This window comes from Luteimonas panaciterrae (assembly GCF_020511115.1).
Lineage (GTDB): Bacteria > Pseudomonadota > Gammaproteobacteria > Xanthomonadales > Xanthomonadaceae > Luteimonas > Luteimonas panaciterrae.
On record NZ_JAJAVH010000007.1, the window covers coordinates 315,084 to 332,955 of the forward strand.

A 17,872-nucleotide genomic window follows, 5' to 3' on the forward strand; every position below is an offset into this window, starting at 1 on the left:
CGAGCCTCGGCTCGCCGTTGTTCTAGGAGGATTCCATGTCCGCGTCCGTCCTGTCCCTATATCGCCGCATCAGCCGCTGGCCCGCGGGCCACTGGCTGTTCTCACGGCTGATCTGCGTGAAGGCGCCCTACTTCAGCAGCATCTCGCCGCGCATGACCGTGCTCGAACCCAATCGCGGCGAAGCCACCATCACGCATCGCCGGCGCGTCACCAACCATCTGGGCACCGTGCATGCGATCGCGTTGTGCAACCTGGCCGAATTCGTCGGCGGGCTGACCACCGACGTCAGCATTCCCGCCTCGATGCGCTGGATTCCCAAGGGCATGACCGTGGAATATCTGAAGAAGGCCGTCGGCACGCAGCGCGCGGTGGCGACGCCGGAATTCCCGCCACGTGAATCGGCGGAGGGCTACGAATTGCCGATGAATATCGTGGTCACCGATCCGCAAGGCGATGCGGTGTTCAAGGCACGCATCTCGATGTGGGTGTCGCCGAAACCGGCGCGCGGCAGCTGACGTCATGTCTCCGGACCTGCTGGTCCAGCTCTGTGGCCTGCACAGCTTCGGCTTCGCCGTGTTCCATCTCGCGTTCTGGAAGCTGTTCGACTGGAAATTGCCTGATTGGAGCCGCGACCCGCAGCGCGCCAGCTTAGCCACGCGCGCCATCACGCAGATCCTCAATCTGCGGCTGATCTACGTCTTCCTCGGCATCGGCGTGCTGTGCTTCGCCTTCACCCGCGAATTGCATGAGACGCTGCTCGGACGCGCCGTGCTGGTGTTCATGTCACTGTTCTGGGTGGGGCGGACCATCGAGCAGTTCGTGTTCCTGCGTATCAACCGGCCGCTGGTACACGCATTGACCGCACTTTTCGTGCTGGGCGCCGTGCTGTTCGCGGCGCCGCTCTTCGTCTGACTCTTACGCGATCAGGCCGGGTACCCACCGCCCAACCACAACACCGCAGCGATCGCCAGCAATGCCGGCACACCCTGCACGTAGAAAATGCGCTTGTTGACGCTGTAGGCGCCGTACAGAGCGGCCACAACCACGCAGCCCAGGAAGAACAGCTGCACGTCGCGCTGTCCGCTGCACAATCCCCACAGCAAGCCAGCCGCGAGGAATCCGTTGTAAAGGCCCTGGTTCGCGGCCAGCACGCGCGTGATCTCCGCCTTCTCCGGCGTGTTGCGGAACACTTTCAGCCCGGGCGGCTTGGTCCACAGGAACATTTCCAGCACCAGGAAATACAGGTGCAGCAAGGCGACCAGTACGACCAGTGCGACGGCAATCCACGACATCCCGGCATCTCCCCTGAGCAGAGCGCCCAGCTTACGGCGAAGTCGCCCCGCTACGCAGCGTCAACCGCGAAATTTCCGGCGGCACGCCCAGGCGGATCGGCATGATGCTGGTACCGATGCCCGTCGTGACGAACAGCTGGCGGTTGCCCTCGACGATCAGACCGCTGACGTAACGATGGTCCGCGGGCACGATCGGCGTGCCGATCAACGGCAATTTCACCTGCCCGCCGTGGGTGTGGCCGGCGATCGTCAGCGATGCGCGCGACGGGATCTGCGGAAAGAGATCGGGATTGTGGGTGAGCACGATCACCGGCGCGTCGTCGCGAATAGTCGAGAAGGTCGCGGCGACTTGCGGATGGCCTTCCCAGAAATCGCCGATGCCTGCGAGCCAGAACCTGCATTGCCCGAGCTGCAGCTCGCGCGCCTGATTTTCCAGCACCACCACGCCGGCCGATTCGAGCGCCCTGCGCACCTGACCACCATTTTTCCACCAGTCGTGATTGCCGAGCACGGCATAGACCGGCTTGCGCGCGGTCAACGGCTTCAGATGCGCGGCGAACTGGTCGGCCGGCACGTAGGTGCCCATGAAGACGCTGAGGATCACGTAGTCGCCGGCCATGAGCACCGCCTGCGAGTCGCTGGCAATCAGGCGCTGCACGATGCGGTCGAGATTATCCACACCGTTGCGCGGGGAGCCTGTGTGCGTGTCCGAAATCACGTCGAGGCGCAGCTCGTCGCAGGATGCCGGCCAATTCGATGGCGTCAGCGCATAGTCGCGTTCGACCAATTGTCCCGGCTCGATCACGAACCCCCAGACGGCGACACTGGACATCGCCAGCAACAGCACCAGAATCGGATAACGCCAGCGGCGCAGCAGCGGCGCTAACTTCTGTCTCATGCTTCTGATGACTTCGTCGCGGCGTCGGAAGTTCGCTCGGAAGGCAGCTTGGATTCCTCGCGCAGCAACCGCCACGCACCGAAGGTCATGCCCCCGGCTACCAGCAGACCCACGCCGAAGACCACGTTGGAGCCGAAGGCGGACAACACTTTGTGCACCCAGACGAAGGTCAGGTCGCCGCCGCGATAGATCACCGTGTCGATGGCGGCGCCTGCCTTGTAACGCCATTCGCGGCCGACGCGCGTGTAGATGGTCTCGCGCGCCGGCTTGGCGAGCGAGAACTCGCTGGCACGCGTGATGATCTGCACGATCGCCACCATCAGCGGCAACGGCGATGCGGCCAGCGCCGCGAATCCGAGCATGATCGCGAAACCGGGAATCAGCAGCGCCGGTTTGATCCCGAAACGCGAGAGCAGCCAGCGCGTGGCGAGCAATTGGACGATCAGCGTCAACCCGTTCACCACCAGATCGATCTTCGCGTAATAACCCGTGCTCATCGCCGGATCGGTGAACAAGCGCCGCACGATCGCCGCCTGCTCGTTGTAGAGCAAGGTGCCGACACCTACGCCGAAGATCGTCAGCACCGCGAGCCAGCGCAGTAGCGGCTCGCGCGCGATCAGCTTCAGGCCGGCGAGCACGTCGCCGCCCATCGGCACCTCGCCGCTGGCCAGTTTGCGTTCCTGCTCGCGCGCCACCGCCGTCCAGCGCAGGCGCAGCACGCACACCACGCAGATGGTGAGGAAACCGGCCGAGACCAGCATCAGGTTGGCGATCCCGATGCGTTGCACCAGCGTGCTGGTCAGTGCCGGCCCCGTCAGCGCGCCCAGCGTGCCGGCCGCGCCGATGTAGCCGTAGTAGCTGCGCGCCTCGACGTTGCTGAAGACATCCGCCATGAAGCTCCAGAACACCGCCACCGCGAACAGGTTGAACACGGTGATCCAGAGGAAGAACGCCATGCCCCGCCCCGGCATGCCGCTGTTGAAGGCGAGATAGAACAGCAGCAGCGTGACGATGAAGAAGCCGTACACCACCGGCAGGAACACGCGACGCGGATAACGGCTGACCAGCGCGCCATAGGCCGGCTGCAACAGCAGCATGATCAGGAAGGTGCAGGTAAACAGCACCTGCAGCGTGAACTCCTTCAGCGGCATGCCGCGCGCGGCGAAGAAATCGATCATCCAGGGCGGGAAGATCGCCTTCACGTCATTGGATGCGCCCATCGCCTCGCGCACCGGACGCAGCACGTAATAGCCGCTCAGCAGACAGAAGAAATAGAGGAAAGCCCACACCAGCGGCGGCGAAGCGGCGAGCGCCGCACGGAAACGTCCGATTCGTTGGGTGGCGCTAGTGGCGTTCAAGCAGGCACCGGGTTCGTGGATCGCATGCTGCGCTGCGGCACGTTAGCCGATGTCGATGACATGTGCTAGTTGTGCATCGCAACAAGAGCATATGCTCTACCTGCGCGGCCTACTTTCCGCCGCATGTCCGAATCTCCCACGACCTACGACTACATCATCGTCGGCGCCGGCTCCGCCGGTTGCGTACTGGCCAACCGTCTCAGCGAAGATCCGGACGTGCGCGTGCTGCTGCTGGAAGCCGGCGGCCGCGACTGGAACCCGTTCATCCACATGCCGGCCGGCCTGGCCAAGCTGGTCGGCCGCAAGGGCATCAACTGGGACTACAACACCGCGCCCGAAGCACAGCTCGACAACCGCCAGCTGTGGTGGCCGCGCGGCAAGGTGCTGGGCGGCTCCAGTTCGATCAATGCCATGTGCTACATCCGCGGCGCGCACGCCGATTACGACGAGTGGGCGGCGCTCGGCGCGCAGGGCTGGCATTGGGACGCGGTGCTGCCCTACTTCAAGCGCAGCGAAGGCAACAGCCGCGGCGGCGATACGTGGCATGGCGGCAACGGTCCGCTGTCGGTGTCCGATCTGCGCTACGTCAATCCGCTCTCGCAGGTGTTCATCGACGCAGCGCAGCAGGCCGGGTTCTCGCCCAACGCCGACTTCAACGGCGCCAACCAGCTCGGTGTCGGCCTGTACCAGGTGACGCAGCGCGACGGCATGCGCTGCTCCACGGCCGTGGCCTATCTCGAACCGGCCAAGGCACGCGCGAACTTCACGCTGGAAACCGGCGCGCTGGTGCAGCGCGTGCTGATCGAGGGCGGCCGCGCCGTCGGCGTCGCCTGCCGCCTGCGCGGTCGCGAGGTGCAGGTGCGTGCCACGCGCGAGGTGCTGCTGTCGGGCGGCGCGATCAATTCGCCGCAGCTGTTGATGCTCTCGGGGATTGGCCCGGCGCAGGAACTGCGCCGGCACGGCATCGGCGTCACCGTCGATGTCGCAGGGGTCGGCGCCAATCTGCAGGACCATCTCGACGTCAGCACCCTGCAGCATTGCACGCAAGATCACGTCAGCTACGACCGTGCCAGCGAGGTGGGCACGGCCTACCGCTATTTCCTGCACGGACACTCCGGTCCCGGCAGCAGCAACCTCGCCGAGGCCGGCGGCTTCGTGCGTTCGCATCTCGCACCCGATGCGCGGCCGGACATCCAGTTCCACTTCATCCCGGCGATGCTCGACGACCACGGCCGCCACCGCCTCAAGGGCGACGGCTACACCGTGCATGCCTGCTTCCTGCGCCCGCGCAGCCGCGGCCGCATCACGCTCGCCAGTGCGAACCCCGCCGACAAGGCACGCATCGAGGCCAACTACCTCAGCGACGCCGAAGGCTTCGACCTGAAGATGATGGTGGAATGTGCCAAGGTCTCGCGCGAGGTGTTCGCGCAGAAGGCCTTCGATCCGTATCGCGGCGCGCCGATCTTCCCGACCCGCAACGACCTTTCCGACGACGAACTGGTGGCTTTCATCCGCGCCAAGGCGGAAACCGTCTACCACCCGGTCGGCAGCTGCCGCATGGGCAGCGACGACGCCTCGGTGGTCGATCCGGAACTGCGCGTGCGCGGTGTCGACGCCCTGCGCGTGATCGACGCCTCGGTGATGCCGGCTCTGATCGGCGGCAACACCAACGCGCCGACGATCATGATCGCGGAGCGTGCGTCCGATCTGATTCGCGGCAAGCTGCGATCGGATGCGGGACGCTCTTCCGAAGCCAGGCAAGACGCCCGGCCCGTGGTGGATGTGGTGACGGCCTGATTGGTTCGCCTCGGATGAATCTCCGAGGCGTCTGCACGGTCTCAGGGAACGGATAGGTATCGTTCCGCCTCGAATTCCTTCAGGAACTGATCGAACTGCTCGGCCGGCATCGACTGGTTTCCGGTCTTGTTCTCGGCGGCCTGTTTCTTGTACTCGTCCGTCTGCTTGTACTTGGCGAACCGCTCATCGCGAAAACGCTCGAACTCATCGAGCGAGAGATTGTGGCGCTCGGTCTCGATTCCATCCTTGATGGATACGACGATGTATTTCGCGTAGGTCGACCCGTAGCCCATGTGCACGTACTCGACCTGCTCGCCGTCGGGGATGATCAAGGTGCCGGTATACCAGTCGGCGACGACATCACTCTTGTCCGGAAACATCTCTTTCATGCCGTCGACATTCGCGCCGGAATCGTCGGCACTGCCGGCATCGTTGCCCGAGTTGCGATGTCCCTCGACCTTCCTGAGATACAGCTTGCCCTGGGCCAGCTCCCACGTGGCGACGTAACCGCGCCACAAGGCGGTGTGAGGCCATTCGAATCGCGGCGCCTTGTCTCCGAGCTTGTCGAGATACCGATCCAGCGGATTGGTGTTGAGCGAATATTCCTTGCCGTCGATCAGGATGACATCGGGGACCTGCGCCGTGGCATGCGCCAGGGAAAAGAAGCCCGACAGGACGAACAACACAATCGCGAATGCGTTTTTCACGGAAGCCCTCTCGAATCCGTCCCGAGATGCCTACGTTACAAGGTCTCGGGGCGTCACGCACTGTCAGCCGTCGGCGGCGATGACAGCCGATCGCATCACTGCTCCGGGATCAGGCTCAGGTCTTCGCGATAGCTCCAGGTTTCGGAATCGACTTCGGCCACCGCGGTCGTCAGATCTTCGCGCTGCGCTTCCGTGACGACGAGTTGGTCCAGACTGGCGGCATGGTCGTCGTAGCTCTTCCAGTCCTGGCGCGCGACCATCAGCATGTATTGCGGCGCGGTACCACCGACGACTTTTTCGTACCAGGTGTGCACGGGCGCCTGATCGTCCTTGCGCAGGGTGTCGCGCGCGGCGAGCAGCGCCCGTTCGAAACGCGCGCGCGTTCCCGGCCGCAGCGTGTAGTGGAAAACCTGCACGCGCTTGCTCGGTTTCCATTGCTCCAGCGGAAAGCCGGTGCTCAACTCGCGACGGACGCGGTAGCTCGCGCGGAATGCCGTATCGGCGTAAGGCGTGACGTTGCGGTCGGCGTCCGCGCCGTCGCCGGCCGGATCGATACGTCGGTCGAACGCGGCGAACGGCGCGCCGAAGCTGCCGTCGACGAACAGGCCGACACGCGTGCCGTCGCTGACGTACCAGCCGTACCAGACCAGCGGGTCGTGTTTGTCGCGATGCCAGTTCAGATGCGTGCGATAGCCCGCGTCGAAACGCGCCTCCATGCCCTTCTTCGGGTAATAGGCAAACAGGTGGGCGGCATCCCCAGTGTCGCGCAGCGACTGCGCCTGCACGGCCGGTGCCGCCGCCAGACAACAGGCCAGTCCCGCCAGGAATCGGATCGAACCTCGCATACGCGCCTCCCGCGTCGATGGCTGGCGGCAGCTTAGTCCCGTCGGCGGATCGCGACTATTTCAATTCCGCATGCGGGCATTCAAGTTCATAGAATGGTCCGATGCCGCCCGACTTCAAACGACTCTCCGTGTTCCGCGCCGTGGTCAACCACGGCGGCGTGATCGCGGCCGCGCGCGTGCTGCACAAATCCCCTTCGGCGGTGACGTACGACCTGCAGCAGCTCGAGGGTGCGCTTGGCGTGCGCCTGTTCCGCAAGGTCGGCCGCCGTCTGGCGCTGACGCCGGAGGGCCGCACGCTCGCCGCGTCCATCGAGCGCGCGTATCTGGATCTGCAGCACGCCTGGGATGGATTGGCCGGCGGTGAGTCGCCCGAGCCGCTGCGCATCGCCTGCGTCTCCGGCTTCGGCCGGTATCGGCTGCTGCCGCGGCTGCTGTCGCGCCTGCCGCGGCAACGATCGCTGGAAGTGCTGTTCCGCACCGCCAACGAAGTGCTCGCGCTGCTCGAAAGCGGTCGCGTGAGTTTCGGCGTCAGCTATCGGCCACTGGTCACCACTGGCATCGCCTCGGCGCCGCTGGCCGAGGAGTCGCTGGTGCTGATCGGGCCGAAGGCATCGCGTCGCCCGGCACCTTCCGACGTGGCCGCGCTGCCCTTCGTCACCTACGAGGAATTCGATTACGTCTTCTTCCGCTGGTTCGAGGTCCACGAGTTGGCCCTGCCGCAACCGTGGCGGCGTGTCGATCATTTCGACGAGCTGGAAGAAGCGCTGGAAAGCGTGGCCTGTGGTCGCGGCTGGTCGGTGGTGCCCTTGGATGCCGCGCAGGGGCGCGCGTATCGCACGCGGTTGAAGATCCATCACCTGCAGGGACGGGTCTGCCGCAATCAGGTACATCTGGTCGGCAGCACCGAAGCGCTGCAAAGCGAGGATGCGGCGCTGCTACGGCTGGCGGCGTCCTGAAAGATTGCCACCATTGCACTGTGCTACCGCCATCCTTGGCGTAGTTTTTCTGGCTTCGGATCGCCCGGCCCGACCATCCATGGCCGGGCGTTCGCCAGGGCAGCACGGCATGCCGCGCTAAGCACGCCCTGGCTCACCCAGCATCGGCGGCAAGGGGCAATGCAGCACCGCGCAGATCGTGCGCAGCAGCTCCGCCTCGGCCACGGAAACGCGACCGTCGGCGCTGACCGCGGCGGTGATCGCTTCCACCATCACCTGCTTGGCCAGCGGATCGAGCGCATCGAGCGGCTCCCAGACCGCATCGAGCGCGCGCACGCCCTCGGCCGGCACCGCGTAAGGCACGTGATCGCGCGGCAGCACGCGCTGCATGCCGGCGAGGTAGGCGCGCTGCGCTTCGGCGGGATCGTCATTGCCCGCCTGCGCCACCACGGCCAGCAGCGTGGCGAATTCCTGCTTGACGCTCCCGGGCTTGCGGCGCCCGAAACGCGCGTATTGCGAGGGATCGAGCGCCTCGCGCACCTGCACTTGCAGCAGGCGCCCGAGGCAGTACTCGAATAGCGAGACCCTGCCATCGGTGTGGATGGCGGCATGCACGGTGTCGAGGAAGGTATCGAGCTCCGGACGCGGCCGCCTGCGCAGCAACGGGAAGGTCAGCGCGGCCAGCGGCAGGCGCTGCGCGGGGTGCAGTCCGGCGATGAAGCGTTGCCGCAGGTCCTGCACGACCTCCACCGTGGCGGTGCCCATGCGCGAGGAGATTTCGCCGAACTGCTTATCGCGAACCGCCACGGCCTCGTCCAGCAGCAACGCCAGCAGCAGCGGCATGGCGGCCTCGCGGCGCTGCGCGAGTTCGCGCAAGGCTTCGGGCAAGCTGGAGACTATGGTGTCGGCGAAGCGGTAATCGTCCGACTGCGGATGCGCGACCTGCGCGGCCACCATCGGCGGCGTGACGTTCATGCGCGCGTTCGCCGCGGGCAGCGATGGCAGCGTGGCATGGCCGCTGCCGGTCAGGCCCATGCGGACGTCTTCCTCCAGGCCGTCGGGTGGCGCGGACAACCATTGCGCCTGCAACGCGGACAAATGTTCGGCGCGGAAGCCGGGTTCCAGCGTCTGGATGCGATCGAGGATCGGTGGATGCGTAGCGAAGAGCCCACTGAAGCCGACGCCATCGCCGAACAGCATGTGGCTCGCCTCTTCCGCGTCGCCGCGATCGCTGAGCTTCGAGCCGTCCTGCAATCCGGCGATCTTCTTCAACGCGCCGGCGAGACCGACGGTCTGGCGCGTGAACTGCACCGCCGAGGCATCCGCCAGCGTTTCGCGCGAGCGGCTGACGCCAGCCTTGATCATGCGACCGAAGAACAGCCCGATGTAGCCGATCGCGAGCGCCGCCAGCGCCGCGCCCAGGACCGCGCCGGCACCGCGTCCACGTCCGCCGCCGTGCTCGAGGATCTTGCGGCCGATCAGGCCGAGCATGAGGATGCCGAACAGCACGCCGATCAGCCGGATGCTAAGCCGCATGTCGCCGTTCAAGATGTGGCTGAACTCGTGCGCGATCACGCCCTGCAGTTCGTCGCGGTTGAGCCGGTCGAGCGTGCCGCGGGTGACCGCGATCGCCGCGTCGGAAGGCGAATAGCCGGCGGCGAAGGCGTTGATCGCCGACTCCTGCTCCAGCACGTAGAGCTTGGGCATCGGCACGCCGGAGGCGATCGCGATCTCCTCCACCACGTTGCGCAGGCGTCGCAGCTGCAGGTCGCTGGTGTTCTCCGGCACCGGCGTGCCGCCGAACTGCACCGCCACCGCCTCGCCGCCACCGCGCAGCGAGGTGATGCGGTAGAGCGAACCGAACCCGATGATCGCCAGCGTCAGCAGCGTGACAAAGGCCACCACGCCGACCTGGTGGCCGCCGCGACCGAACAGCAGCAGCGCGACGAGGTCGGCCGCCACCACGATGCCGAGAATGGCCAACGCGAACAGCACCACCAGCCGCATGGAGCTGCGCCGCGCCGCGGCCTGATGTTCGAAGAAATTCATGCGCCTCTATCCTCTCCCTGGAGAACGCGCTCTGGCCCGCCCTCGGCCGTGATCGGCCGCCGGGGCGGAACACCGGAGTCATCCTTCAGAACTGGACCTTCGGCGCTTCGCGCACCTGCGCCTGCTTCTCGGCCGGAATCTCCAGCAGCGCGGCCGGCGCGAAGCCGAACATGCCGGCGACCACGCTGGAGGGAAACACCTCGCGCTTGTTGTTGAAGGCCATCACCGCGTCGTTGAAGGCCTGGCGGGCGAAGGCGACCTTGTTCTCGGTGCTGGTCAGCTCTTCGGTCAGCTGCATCATGTTCTGGTTGGCTTTCAGGTCGGGATAGGCCTCCGACACCGCCAGCAGACGCCCGAGCGCGCCGTTGAGCGCGCCCTGCGAGGCCGCGAGTTCGGCCATCGCCGCCGGATCGCCGGGGCTGGCCTTGGCCGCGGACAGGCCGGCGACGGCGGCGCCGCGCGCGGCGATCACCGCTTCCAGCGTTTCGCGCTCGTGCTTGAGGTAGCCCTTGGCGGTCTCGACCAGGTTCGGGATCAGATCGAACCGGCGCTGCAGCTGCACGTCGATCTGGGCGAAGGCGTTCTTGTAGCCGTTACGCGAGGTGATCAGGCCGTTGTAGATCGCCACCGCCCAGAAGGCGAGCGCGACCACGATCACCAACAGGATCAAAGCGATAACCATCGAAGCTCCCCTTGTTCATGCAAATCTAAAATCAGACGGTATGATCCCCTGCAATAAAGCATACGTCAGGGGAGGGCTCCCGATGAAAGACTCCACCAGCCGGCACCGCCGGCGGACGTTGCGACTCGGCCTGGTCGGCATGCTCCTGCCGATCACGCTCGGCACCGCCGCACAGACGCCGCAACGCCTCAACACCCAACCCTCTTCTTCCGCCGCGCTGACCTCCGCGCAGGCCACCAGCGTCTCCACCTATCAACCGCCCGCCGAGCGCACCTTGCCGCCCGCCGCCGGTTTCGACGTGCGCCTGTTCGAGGCGATGGCGCAGGAACTGGTCGCCAACCAGCGCGTGCCCGGCATGGCGATGGCAGTCGTGCAAGGCGGACAGATCCTCAGCGCGCGCGGCTACGGCATCACCGACGTGCGCAACGCCGAGCCGATCGATTCGCACACCGTGTTCCGCCTGGCGTCGCTGTCCAAGGCTTTCGCCGGCACCGTCACCGGCCTGCTGGTGAACGAAGGCGCGCTGCGCTGGGACACGCATGTCGCCGACTACATGCCCTCGCTGCAGTTCTCCAATCCGAGCGCGGCGCGCGAGCTCACCGTCGCCGAGGTGCTCAGCCACCGCGTCGGCCTCACCCACAACACCTACGACCGTGACCTGGAAGGCAACGCCGACTACAACTCGCTTGTGCAGCGCCTGGCCTACGCGCCGATGCAGTGCGCGCCCGGCGAGTGCTACGGCTACCAGAACATCGCCTTCAGCCTGATCGGCGATGTCGTCTTCGGCGCCAGCGGACAGTTCTACAGCGAGGCGGTCAGCCGTCGCATCTTCAAGCCGCTGGGCATGAACGATGCCAGCTATGGCCTCGAAGGCATCGAAGCGAGCCCGCGCTGGGCCAAGCCCCACGTGCGCGCCGGCGGTGGCTGGATGTCGCTGATGCCCAAGCCGAGCTACTACCGCGTCGCGCCCGCGGCCGGCGTCAACGCCAGCATCAGCGACATGGCGCAGTGGCTGCTCGCGCAGGGCGGACATCGCCCCGACGTGCTGCCGGCGCCGCTGCTGGCGACGCTGCACGCGCCATTGGTCTCCACGCCGACCGAAATGCGCGGCGGTGCCAGTTCGTGGCGGCGTCAGCGCCTCTACGACGCCGGCTACGCGATCGGCTGGCGCGTCTACGACTACGCCGGCCACCGCCTCGTCTTCCACGCCGGCGCCGTGCAGGGATACCGCGGCATGGTGGCGCTGCTGCCAGAGCGCGATCTCGGCGTGGCGATCCTTTGGAACAGCGAAAGCGCCCTGCCCTCCGGCCTGCTGCCGACCATTCTCGATCGCGCGATCGGCCTGCCGGCGCAACGCTGGCTCGACGTCGATACCTCGTTCGAGACGCTGTACGCCAATGGCGCCGCGCCCGCGTCCTCGCCCGATCTGCGCCAGGCGCCCATCCAGGGCGGACCGGAAACCAGCACCGCCAACGCGCAGCCGGAATAACGGCGTCGCCGATGGCTTCGCGGCCCTGATCCTCGGGGCCGCTCTCACAAGTGCATCACACGCCTCCCGCGGCGCACGGGCGATCGTGGACATGCCGCGCGCGCCACTTTCCCGCGGGCAATAAAAAACTCCCTCTCCGCCTGGGCTCGCGGAGAGAGAGTTTGATTACGACTAATCGGGTTTTGATTACATCAGCGGAGCGGGTGCAGCGGGGATCGCTACAGACGCGGCTCGCTTGGCCTTCTTTTTGGCAGCCTTTTTCGGGGCTTTCTTGGCCTTCTTCTTGGTGGCCTTCTTAGTGGCCTTCTTGGCGGCCTTCTTCTTGGCTACCTTCTTTTTGGCTACCTTCTTTTTCGCAGCCTTCTTAGCGGTCTTCTTAGCGGCCTTCTTAGCAGGACGCTTCTTGGCAGCCTTCTTAGCGGTCTTCTTCGCAGCCTTCTTAGCGGGCTTGCGGGCAGCCTTCTTCGCTACCTTCTTCACTGCCTTGCGGACAGCTTTCTTAGCGGTTTTCTTCGCCGCCTTTTTGGCGGGGGCTTTCTTTTTTGCAGCTTTCTTCTTTGCGGCCATGTGATGGCTCTCCTCGTCAGTGGAACTATCAGGTACTGCAGCCCAGTGTGAAACAGCGCCACGGGTATCGGACCCGCGACCAACCGCCGACGCGCCAGGCGCGCCGGTACGGATTCCTTCCGCCTCGCGCATTGGCGCGGGGCAATAAAAAACCCACGGTGCCAGGTAGCGCCGCAGGTGGATTCGGGAGACGTTGCATTTTCGCAGGGGAGACGACGCCTGATTCCACCGTGATGAAATTCCGGGCAGAGGTCTGTGTTGTGCTGCGCGTTTGCGTTGTGGTTTGACTCACTCGCTTCTGTAACAACGTCTGTTGGGGCGAAACCTAATCACGGTTTTTTCAACTGTCAACACCCTCGCGTAAATTTTTTTACGCCCGGGTCGCGGCGACCGCCTTCCGCCAAACCGGCTTCGACGCGTCGGCATCACGCGCCGACATCGTCGCGACGCATCGCATCGACCGATCGCATTTCGCAAAACTACTTTTTTTCAGTGGTTTCGTGCGCGACGCATGTCATCGTCGTCGTTACGGACATCTCTTCGAAGCAGTGCCGACGACACGCGCGCGACGGTGCGAAGAAGGTGTATCGAACCTGTCCGATGCCGTGCCGCCGCCGACGGATTTCCGGCACCGCACCAGACGATTTGCGCAAAACTGCGCAAAACTTTCGGCGTCTCCACCCCGTCGCGAACCCACCGCGCGACCGCTTCGCGAAGTGTTCCGACGCGATCGCGACACGTCGTCGACGACGCCGAACACGCGTTTCGGATCGACCGCGTCGGACAAGAAATGGCATCGCCGAGGACGTCGTACACACCGCGTCGACACGCCGAAGACGTCGGCGACGGCAATTCGGAACGCCGAAAACGCCACCGGCCGCACATGGCGGCCGGTGGCGGATGTCGAACGAGATGGAGTCGAACCGGGTGTGTATCCCCGGCCCGGCACGGACGACTCAGTGCTCGTCGTCCTCGATCAGCTCGGCGTAGTCGTCCGGGCTGAGCAGCTCGTTGAGCTGGTCCGGCTCGCTGACTTCGACCACGAACAGCCAGCCTTCGCCGTAGGCGTCCTCGTTGATGGTTTCGGGCTTGTCGGCCAGCGCCGAGTTCACCGCGGTGACCTTGCCGGAGACCGGCGCGTACACGTCTGACGCCGCCTTCACCGACTCCACCACCGCGCAGGCATTGCCGGCATCGACGCTGTCACCAACGCTGGGCAGATCGACGTAGACCAGATCGCCGAGCAGGCCTTGGGCATGATCGGAAATGCCGACGGTGACCTTGCCGTCGCCCTCCACGCGCGCCCATTCGTGGGATTTCATGAACTTGAGGTCGCCTGGGATATCGCTCATCGGGGGGCTCCGAAACTGGGGAGACAGTGGAAAGATGGTTAGTAGTTTAAGCGAAGGAAATCGACAGCGTCAGATGCCTTCCTGCGCCTTGCCGTCCCTGACGAACGGAAACTTCACCACGCGCACGGGCACTTCCTTGCCGCGGATGTCCACGCGGACATTACCCGCCGCTCCCAACGGGATGTCGCCGGCCGGAACGCGCGCGAACGCGATCGCCTTGCCCAGCGTCGGCGAGAAGGTACCGGAGAGGATCTCGCCTTCGCCGTGAGCGGTCAGCACCTTCTGACCGTGGCGCAGCACGCCCTTCTCGTCCATGACCAACCCGATCATCTGTCGCGGCGCGCCTTCGGCCTTCTGCTTCTCGAGCACGTCACGTCCGGTGAAGGGACGGCCTTCGTCCAGCGCGATCGTCCACGCCAGCGCCGCTTCGTAAGGCGACACGGTCTCGTCCATGTCCTGCCCATAAAGATTCATGCCCGCCTCCAGGCGCAGCGTGTCGCGCGCGCCGAGGCCGGCGGGCTTCACACCGGCGTCCAGCAACGCGTCCCACAGTGCGACGGCCTGCTGTTCCGGCACGATGATCTCGAATCCATCCTCGCCGGTGTAGCCGGTGCGGGCGACAAAGACATCGATGCCATCGGTGGTCTTCGCCTGCCCCGCGACGAACTTGCCGAGCTTGCCGATGCGGGCGCGGTCACCATCGGCGATCAGGCCGAGCGTCTTCTCGCGCGCGTTCGGGCCCTGCACGGCGATCATGGCGAGTTCGGCGCGTTCCTTCATTTCGACGCCGCCGAACTGCTTCGCCTGTTCGCCGATCCAGGCCAGGTCCTTGTCGCGCGTGGCGGCATTCACCACGATGCGGAACCAGGATTCGTCGAGGTAGTAGACGATCAGATCGTCGATCACGCCGCCCTGCGCGTTGAGCATGCAGGTGTAGAGCGCCTTGCCGGAGGCCTTGAGCTTGTCCACCGAGTTGGCCACCAGCTTGCGCAGGAAATCGCGCACCTGCGCGCCGTGCAGATCGACCACGGTCATGTGCGAGACGTCGAACATGCCGGCGTCACGGCGCACCTGATGGTGTTCTTCGATCTGCGATCCGTAGTTGAGCGGCATGTCCCAGCCGCCGAAGTCCACCATGCGGGCGCCGAGGGCGCGATGGCGGTCGTTGAGGATCGTTTTCTGGGTCATGGACGCGGCCTGTGGAATCGAAGACCGCCATTATCGTAGGGCGGGCCTTGGCCCGCTATGGTCTTGGCTCCGGCGGCGATGGCTTTCGGCGATGCCAAAGCCCGTATCGTGACAGTAATGGCGGGCCAAGGCCCGCCCTACGCCGCTTCCACCACCAGCGTCATGCCATCGGCGGCGACGATCTTCACTGCGGCGCCCGCCGGCAGATCGGGGCCGACCACGTCCCAGTACGCGTCGGCGATCTGCACGCGGCCCTGGCCCTGCACGATCGCGCGCTCCAGCGGCACGACGCGGCCGATGAGCGCGGCGGCGCGGCGGTTCAACGCCGGTTGGTCGGAAGGACGGCCGCCGCTGCGGAACCAGCGCCGGCAGATCACGACGAAGACGAAGCTCAGCACGGCGAACAGCACCGCCTGCGCCAGCAGCGGCATGCCCGGGAACAGCAGCGTCACCACGAACATCACGCCGGCCGCGAAGCCAAACCACATCATGAAAGCACCCGGCGCCATGGTCTCCGCGGCGATCAGCAGCAGCGCCAGACCCGCCCAGACATAGACGACCCAAGGCATGGTTCAGCCTCCCGAGCGTGGCAGCGGCGGCACGGTGGCGGCCGACGGCTTGTTCAACGCTTCCTTCGCCAGTTCGGCGATGCCGCCGAGCGAGCTGAGGATGCCAGTCGACTCCATCGGCATCATCACGAACTTCTGGTTCGGCGCCTCGGCCAGCGCCTTGAACGCCTCGATGTATTTCTGCGCGACGAAGTAGTTGATGGCGCTGACGTTGCCGTTGGCGATGGCGTCGGACACCAGTTGCGTGGCCTTGGCTTCTGCTTCGGCCAGGCGCTCGCGTGCTTCGGCGGCGCGGAAGGCCGCCTCGCGATTGCCTTCCGCTTCCAGGATCACCGACTGCTTCTCGCCCTCGGCCTTGAGGATCGCCGCCTGTCGGAAACCTTCGGCTTCCAGGATGTTGGCGCGCTTCTCGCGCTCGGCCTTCATCTGCCGGGCCATGGATTCCACCAGATCGCGCGGCGGCTGGATGTCCTTCAGTTCGATGCGGTTGACCTTCAGACCCCAGGGATGGGTAGCCGCGTCCACCGCCACCAGCACCTTGGCGTTGATCTCGTCGCGCTTGGACAGCGATTCGTCGAGGTCGAGCGAACCGATCGAGGTGCGGATGTTGGTCATCACCAGATTGAGCACGGCGATTTCCAGCGTGGCCACTTCATAAGCCGCCTTGGCCGCGTCCAGCACCTGGAAGAACACGATGCCGTCGACCTTGACCACCGCGTTGTCCTTGGTGATCACGTCCTGGCTGGGCACGTCCAGCACCTGTTCCATCATGTTGATCTTGCGGCCGACGCTCTGATAGACCGGGATCAGGATGTGCAGGCCGGGATCGAGCGTGTGGGTGTACTTGCCGAAACGCTCCACGGTCCATTCGTAGCCTTGCGGCACCATCCGCAGCATCTTCGCCAGGAAGATCACGGCGGCGATCACCACGACGATGGCGAGCAGGAATCCAGCGTTCATCTCACACCCCTCTTTCCTTGAATTCACGCAGTATAGGCGCGGGGAGTGCGTTTAGCCTGTGCCGCGCCGGGAGCCGGCGGCGGCCAGGACGTCCAGCCGGAATCGAACGCGCCGGCTGCCCGGAAGCCTGCCGGCGCGACGCCTCAACGGTAGAAACAAATCGCCCCGGTAAATACCGGGGCGTTTGCTCTCAGCGGCGCTTGGCCGGCTCCACCCACTTCTTGAACACCTTGTCGATGTCGCGCTCGGACACCTTCTTGCCCTCCTGTATCCGGTCGGCCTGGGTGAACAGCGGAATGATCATCGCCATGCCATCGATCTTGGTCTTCAGGCGCAGCCCCGGCGGCTTCGACAGGAATCCATCCCAGCGCGCGCGCACCTTTGCCCAATAGTCGCCGGTCGCGGTCCAGTAGGCGTAGGCGGGCTTGAAGTCGATGTCCTTGGTCTTCTGATAGTCGTTGAAGCCGAATTCGCGCACCAACTCGACCTGCGTGCCGTCGGGCTTGCGCAGCACCTTGGTGTTGAACTGCTCGTGTGTCCAGCCACCCGGCGTGATGGTGTGGCGGTTGATCGCCGAGATCGCGTTGTAGTCGCTGCGCTTGGTGTACTCGCGGCGCGGCAACGGGCGCCAGCTCGGATCGCTGGTCCAGGTGGCGACGCCGTTGTCGTAGGTCCAGCGGCCGGTGCCGCAGTAACGCGGCGCGTCGCTGACCTCGAATACGCACTGCGTCCAGGCGCCCTGGGTCTGCTCCGCCGGGAGATTGCGCACGGTCCAGGTCTGGTCGGCGGTGAACTCGAAGCGATTCGGCGCCTCGTACGTCCAGTCCTGGCGCCAGTGCTTGGTGACGTGACCGCTCTTCTCGTCCACCAGGATGTGCTGGAGCACGATCTTCTTCGGCGTGTCCTGCACCACGATCACCGTCTCGTTGCCGCCGCTGCGCATCGCCGGATGGCGTTCGTAGCCGGGCTGCAGCAGCACGGTCTCGTCGAAGGCGAAATCGACGATGTATTCGCCCTGCATCGCCAGGATCGAGGCGCGATCGCGCTCCGGATTCGACGGAGCGTTCGCGGTGGAGGTTTGCGCGCCAGCGGCGCCGGTTGCGAGTGCCGACAGCGTCAGCATGGCTGCCAAATGCGATTTCATGCGTGTTCTCTTGAGTGAGGTCGGATAGACATGTTCGTTC

At 65.3% G+C, this 17,872-nt stretch carries 18 protein-coding genes; 5 read left to right on the forward strand and 13 right to left on the reverse strand.

The window, feature by feature from the left end; genetic code table 11:
* The first annotated feature begins 35 nt into the window (after window positions 1-35).
* Together LG367_RS09520 and LG367_RS09525 are read left to right on the forward strand one after the other, a co-directional pair.
* Window positions 36-515 (forward strand): hotdog fold domain-containing protein, encoded by a 480-nt coding sequence (locus tag LG367_RS09520; RefSeq protein WP_226469003.1) that lies wholly within the window; start codon window positions 36-38, stop codon window positions 513-515.
* A gap of 4 nt (window positions 516-519) precedes the next feature.
* Window positions 520-912, forward strand: coding sequence for a hypothetical protein (locus LG367_RS09525; protein WP_226469004.1), 393 nt, complete (start codon window positions 520-522; stop codon window positions 910-912).
* Between the two features lie 11 nt (window positions 913-923).
* Here LG367_RS09525 and LG367_RS09530 read toward each other — a convergent pair whose 3' ends face one another.
* From LG367_RS09530 to LG367_RS09540, 3 genes are read right to left on the reverse strand one after another with little or no spacing between them, the layout of a single operon-like run.
* Window positions 924-1,292 carry a DUF1304 domain-containing protein gene (locus LG367_RS09530; RefSeq protein WP_226469005.1) on the reverse strand — a complete coding sequence of 123 codons (369 nt, stop codon included), beginning with the start codon at window positions 1,290-1,292 and terminating at the stop codon, window positions 924-926.
* Window positions 1,293-1,323: 31 nt separating this feature from the next.
* Complete coding sequence (locus tag LG367_RS09535) at window positions 1,324-2,190, reverse strand: metallophosphoesterase (protein WP_226469006.1); 867 nt, start codon at window positions 2,188-2,190, stop codon at window positions 1,324-1,326.
* Window positions 2,187-3,548 (reverse strand): NTP/NDP exchange transporter, encoded by a 1,362-nt coding sequence (locus LG367_RS09540; RefSeq protein ID WP_226469007.1) that lies wholly within the window; start codon window positions 3,546-3,548, stop codon window positions 2,187-2,189. The genes LG367_RS09535 and LG367_RS09540 overlap by 4 nt, the downstream gene beginning before the upstream one ends.
* Window positions 3,549-3,671: 123 nt before the next feature.
* Here LG367_RS09540 and LG367_RS09545 point away from each other — a divergent pair, with 123 nt between their 5' ends.
* Complete coding sequence (locus LG367_RS09545; RefSeq protein WP_226469008.1) at window positions 3,672-5,345, forward strand: GMC family oxidoreductase; 1,674 nt, start codon at window positions 3,672-3,674, stop codon at window positions 5,343-5,345.
* A 41-nt stretch (window positions 5,346-5,386) separates the two neighbouring features.
* On the opposite strand, the gene LG367_RS09550 is transcribed toward LG367_RS09545, so the two are convergent.
* Both LG367_RS09550 and LG367_RS09555 read right to left on the reverse strand, forming a co-directional pair.
* Window positions 5,387-6,052 (reverse strand): hypothetical protein, encoded by a 666-nt coding sequence (locus tag LG367_RS09550; protein ID WP_226469009.1) that lies wholly within the window; start codon window positions 6,050-6,052, stop codon window positions 5,387-5,389.
* Window positions 6,053-6,147: 95 nt separating this feature from the next.
* Entirely contained in the window at window positions 6,148-6,897 is a 750-nt protein-coding gene (locus LG367_RS09555; RefSeq protein ID WP_226469010.1) for a hypothetical protein, read from the reverse strand.
* A gap of 101 nt (window positions 6,898-6,998) precedes the next feature.
* Between LG367_RS09555 and LG367_RS09560 the strand changes: the two genes are divergently transcribed.
* Window positions 6,999-7,853, forward strand: coding sequence for a LysR family transcriptional regulator (locus tag LG367_RS09560; RefSeq protein WP_226469011.1), 855 nt, complete (start codon window positions 6,999-7,001; stop codon window positions 7,851-7,853).
* A gap of 117 nt (window positions 7,854-7,970) precedes the next feature.
* On the opposite strand, the gene LG367_RS09565 is transcribed toward LG367_RS09560, so the two are convergent.
* Both LG367_RS09565 and LG367_RS09570 read right to left on the reverse strand, forming a co-directional pair.
* Window positions 7,971-9,881, reverse strand: coding sequence for a M48 family metallopeptidase (locus tag LG367_RS09565; RefSeq protein ID WP_226469012.1), 1,911 nt, complete (start codon window positions 9,879-9,881; stop codon window positions 7,971-7,973).
* A gap of 85 nt (window positions 9,882-9,966) precedes the next feature.
* A complete protein-coding gene (locus LG367_RS09570; RefSeq protein WP_226469013.1) occupies window positions 9,967-10,563 on the reverse strand; it encodes a LemA family protein in 597 nt (198 codons plus the stop codon).
* 82 nt (window positions 10,564-10,645) lie between these two features.
* On the opposite strand from LG367_RS09570, the gene LG367_RS09575 reads away from it, so the two are divergent.
* Window positions 10,646-12,052, forward strand: a complete 1,407-nt coding sequence (locus LG367_RS09575) for a serine hydrolase domain-containing protein (protein ID WP_226469014.1) — start codon at window positions 10,646-10,648, stop codon at window positions 12,050-12,052.
* Window positions 12,053-12,238: 186 nt separating this feature from the next.
* On the opposite strand, the gene LG367_RS09580 is transcribed toward LG367_RS09575, so the two are convergent.
* The 6 genes from LG367_RS09580 to LG367_RS09605 all read right to left on the reverse strand — a co-directional run bounded on the left by LG367_RS09580 (window position 12,239) and on the right by LG367_RS09605 (window position 17,832).
* Entirely contained in the window at window positions 12,239-12,619 is a 381-nt protein-coding gene (locus tag LG367_RS09580; protein WP_226469015.1) for a hypothetical protein, read from the reverse strand.
* Window positions 12,620-13,575: 956 nt separating this feature from the next.
* Window positions 13,576-13,971 (reverse strand): glycine cleavage system protein GcvH, encoded by a 396-nt coding sequence (gene gcvH / locus LG367_RS09585; RefSeq protein WP_226469016.1) that lies wholly within the window; start codon window positions 13,969-13,971, stop codon window positions 13,576-13,578.
* 69 nt (window positions 13,972-14,040) lie between these two features.
* Window positions 14,041-15,159, reverse strand: a complete 1,119-nt coding sequence (gene gcvT, locus LG367_RS09590; protein ID WP_226469017.1) for a glycine cleavage system aminomethyltransferase GcvT — start codon at window positions 15,157-15,159, stop codon at window positions 14,041-14,043.
* 137 nt (window positions 15,160-15,296) lie between these two features.
* Complete coding sequence (locus LG367_RS09595) at window positions 15,297-15,728, reverse strand: NfeD family protein (RefSeq protein ID WP_226469018.1); 432 nt, start codon at window positions 15,726-15,728, stop codon at window positions 15,297-15,299.
* A gap of 3 nt (window positions 15,729-15,731) precedes the next feature.
* A complete protein-coding gene (locus tag LG367_RS09600; RefSeq protein WP_226469019.1) occupies window positions 15,732-16,688 on the reverse strand; it encodes an SPFH domain-containing protein in 957 nt (318 codons plus the stop codon).
* A 190-nt stretch (window positions 16,689-16,878) separates the two neighbouring features.
* Window positions 16,879-17,832 carry a DUF6607 family protein gene (locus tag LG367_RS09605; protein WP_226469020.1) on the reverse strand — a complete coding sequence of 318 codons (954 nt, stop codon included), beginning with the start codon at window positions 17,830-17,832 and terminating at the stop codon, window positions 16,879-16,881.
* Between the last annotated feature and the right edge of the window lie 40 nt (window positions 17,833-17,872).

Bases quoted from the DNA above. Each gene is read 5' to 3' on its own strand.
- LG367_RS09595 (WP_226469018.1), bottom strand. From the start codon at position 15,728: ATGCCTTGGGTCGTCTATGTCTGGGCGGGTCTGGCGCTGCTGCTGATC.
- LG367_RS09565 (WP_226469012.1), bottom strand. From the start codon at position 9,881: ATGAATTTCTTCGAACATCAGGCCGCGGCGCGGCGCAGCTCCATGCGG.
- LG367_RS09545 (WP_226469008.1), top strand. From the start codon at position 3,672: ATGTCCGAATCTCCCACGACCTACGACTACATCATCGTCGGCGCCGGC.
- gcvT (WP_226469017.1), bottom strand. From the start codon at position 15,159: ATGACCCAGAAAACGATCCTCAACGACCGCCATCGCGCCCTCGGCGCC.
- LG367_RS09530 (WP_226469005.1), bottom strand. From the start codon at position 1,292: ATGTCGTGGATTGCCGTCGCACTGGTCGTACTGGTCGCCTTGCTGCAC.
- gcvH (WP_226469016.1), bottom strand. From the start codon at position 13,971: ATGAGCGATATCCCAGGCGACCTCAAGTTCATGAAATCCCACGAATGG.
- LG367_RS09560 (WP_226469011.1), top strand. From the start codon at position 6,999: ATGCCGCCCGACTTCAAACGACTCTCCGTGTTCCGCGCCGTGGTCAAC.
- LG367_RS09525 (WP_226469004.1), top strand. From the start codon at position 520: ATGTCTCCGGACCTGCTGGTCCAGCTCTGTGGCCTGCACAGCTTCGGC.
- LG367_RS09605 (WP_226469020.1), bottom strand. From the start codon at position 17,832: ATGAAATCGCATTTGGCAGCCATGCTGACGCTGTCGGCACTCGCAACC.
- LG367_RS09555 (WP_226469010.1), bottom strand. From the start codon at position 6,897: ATGCGAGGTTCGATCCGATTCCTGGCGGGACTGGCCTGTTGTCTGGCG.
- LG367_RS09520 (WP_226469003.1), top strand. From the start codon at position 36: ATGTCCGCGTCCGTCCTGTCCCTATATCGCCGCATCAGCCGCTGGCCC.
- LG367_RS09580 (WP_226469015.1), bottom strand. From the start codon at position 12,619: ATGGCCGCAAAGAAGAAAGCTGCAAAAAAGAAAGCCCCCGCCAAAAAG.
- LG367_RS09575 (WP_226469014.1), top strand. From the start codon at position 10,646: ATGAAAGACTCCACCAGCCGGCACCGCCGGCGGACGTTGCGACTCGGC.
- LG367_RS09570 (WP_226469013.1), bottom strand. From the start codon at position 10,563: ATGGTTATCGCTTTGATCCTGTTGGTGATCGTGGTCGCGCTCGCCTTC.
- LG367_RS09600 (WP_226469019.1), bottom strand. From the start codon at position 16,688: ATGAACGCTGGATTCCTGCTCGCCATCGTCGTGGTGATCGCCGCCGTG.
- LG367_RS09535 (WP_226469006.1), bottom strand. From the start codon at position 2,190: ATGAGACAGAAGTTAGCGCCGCTGCTGCGCCGCTGGCGTTATCCGATT.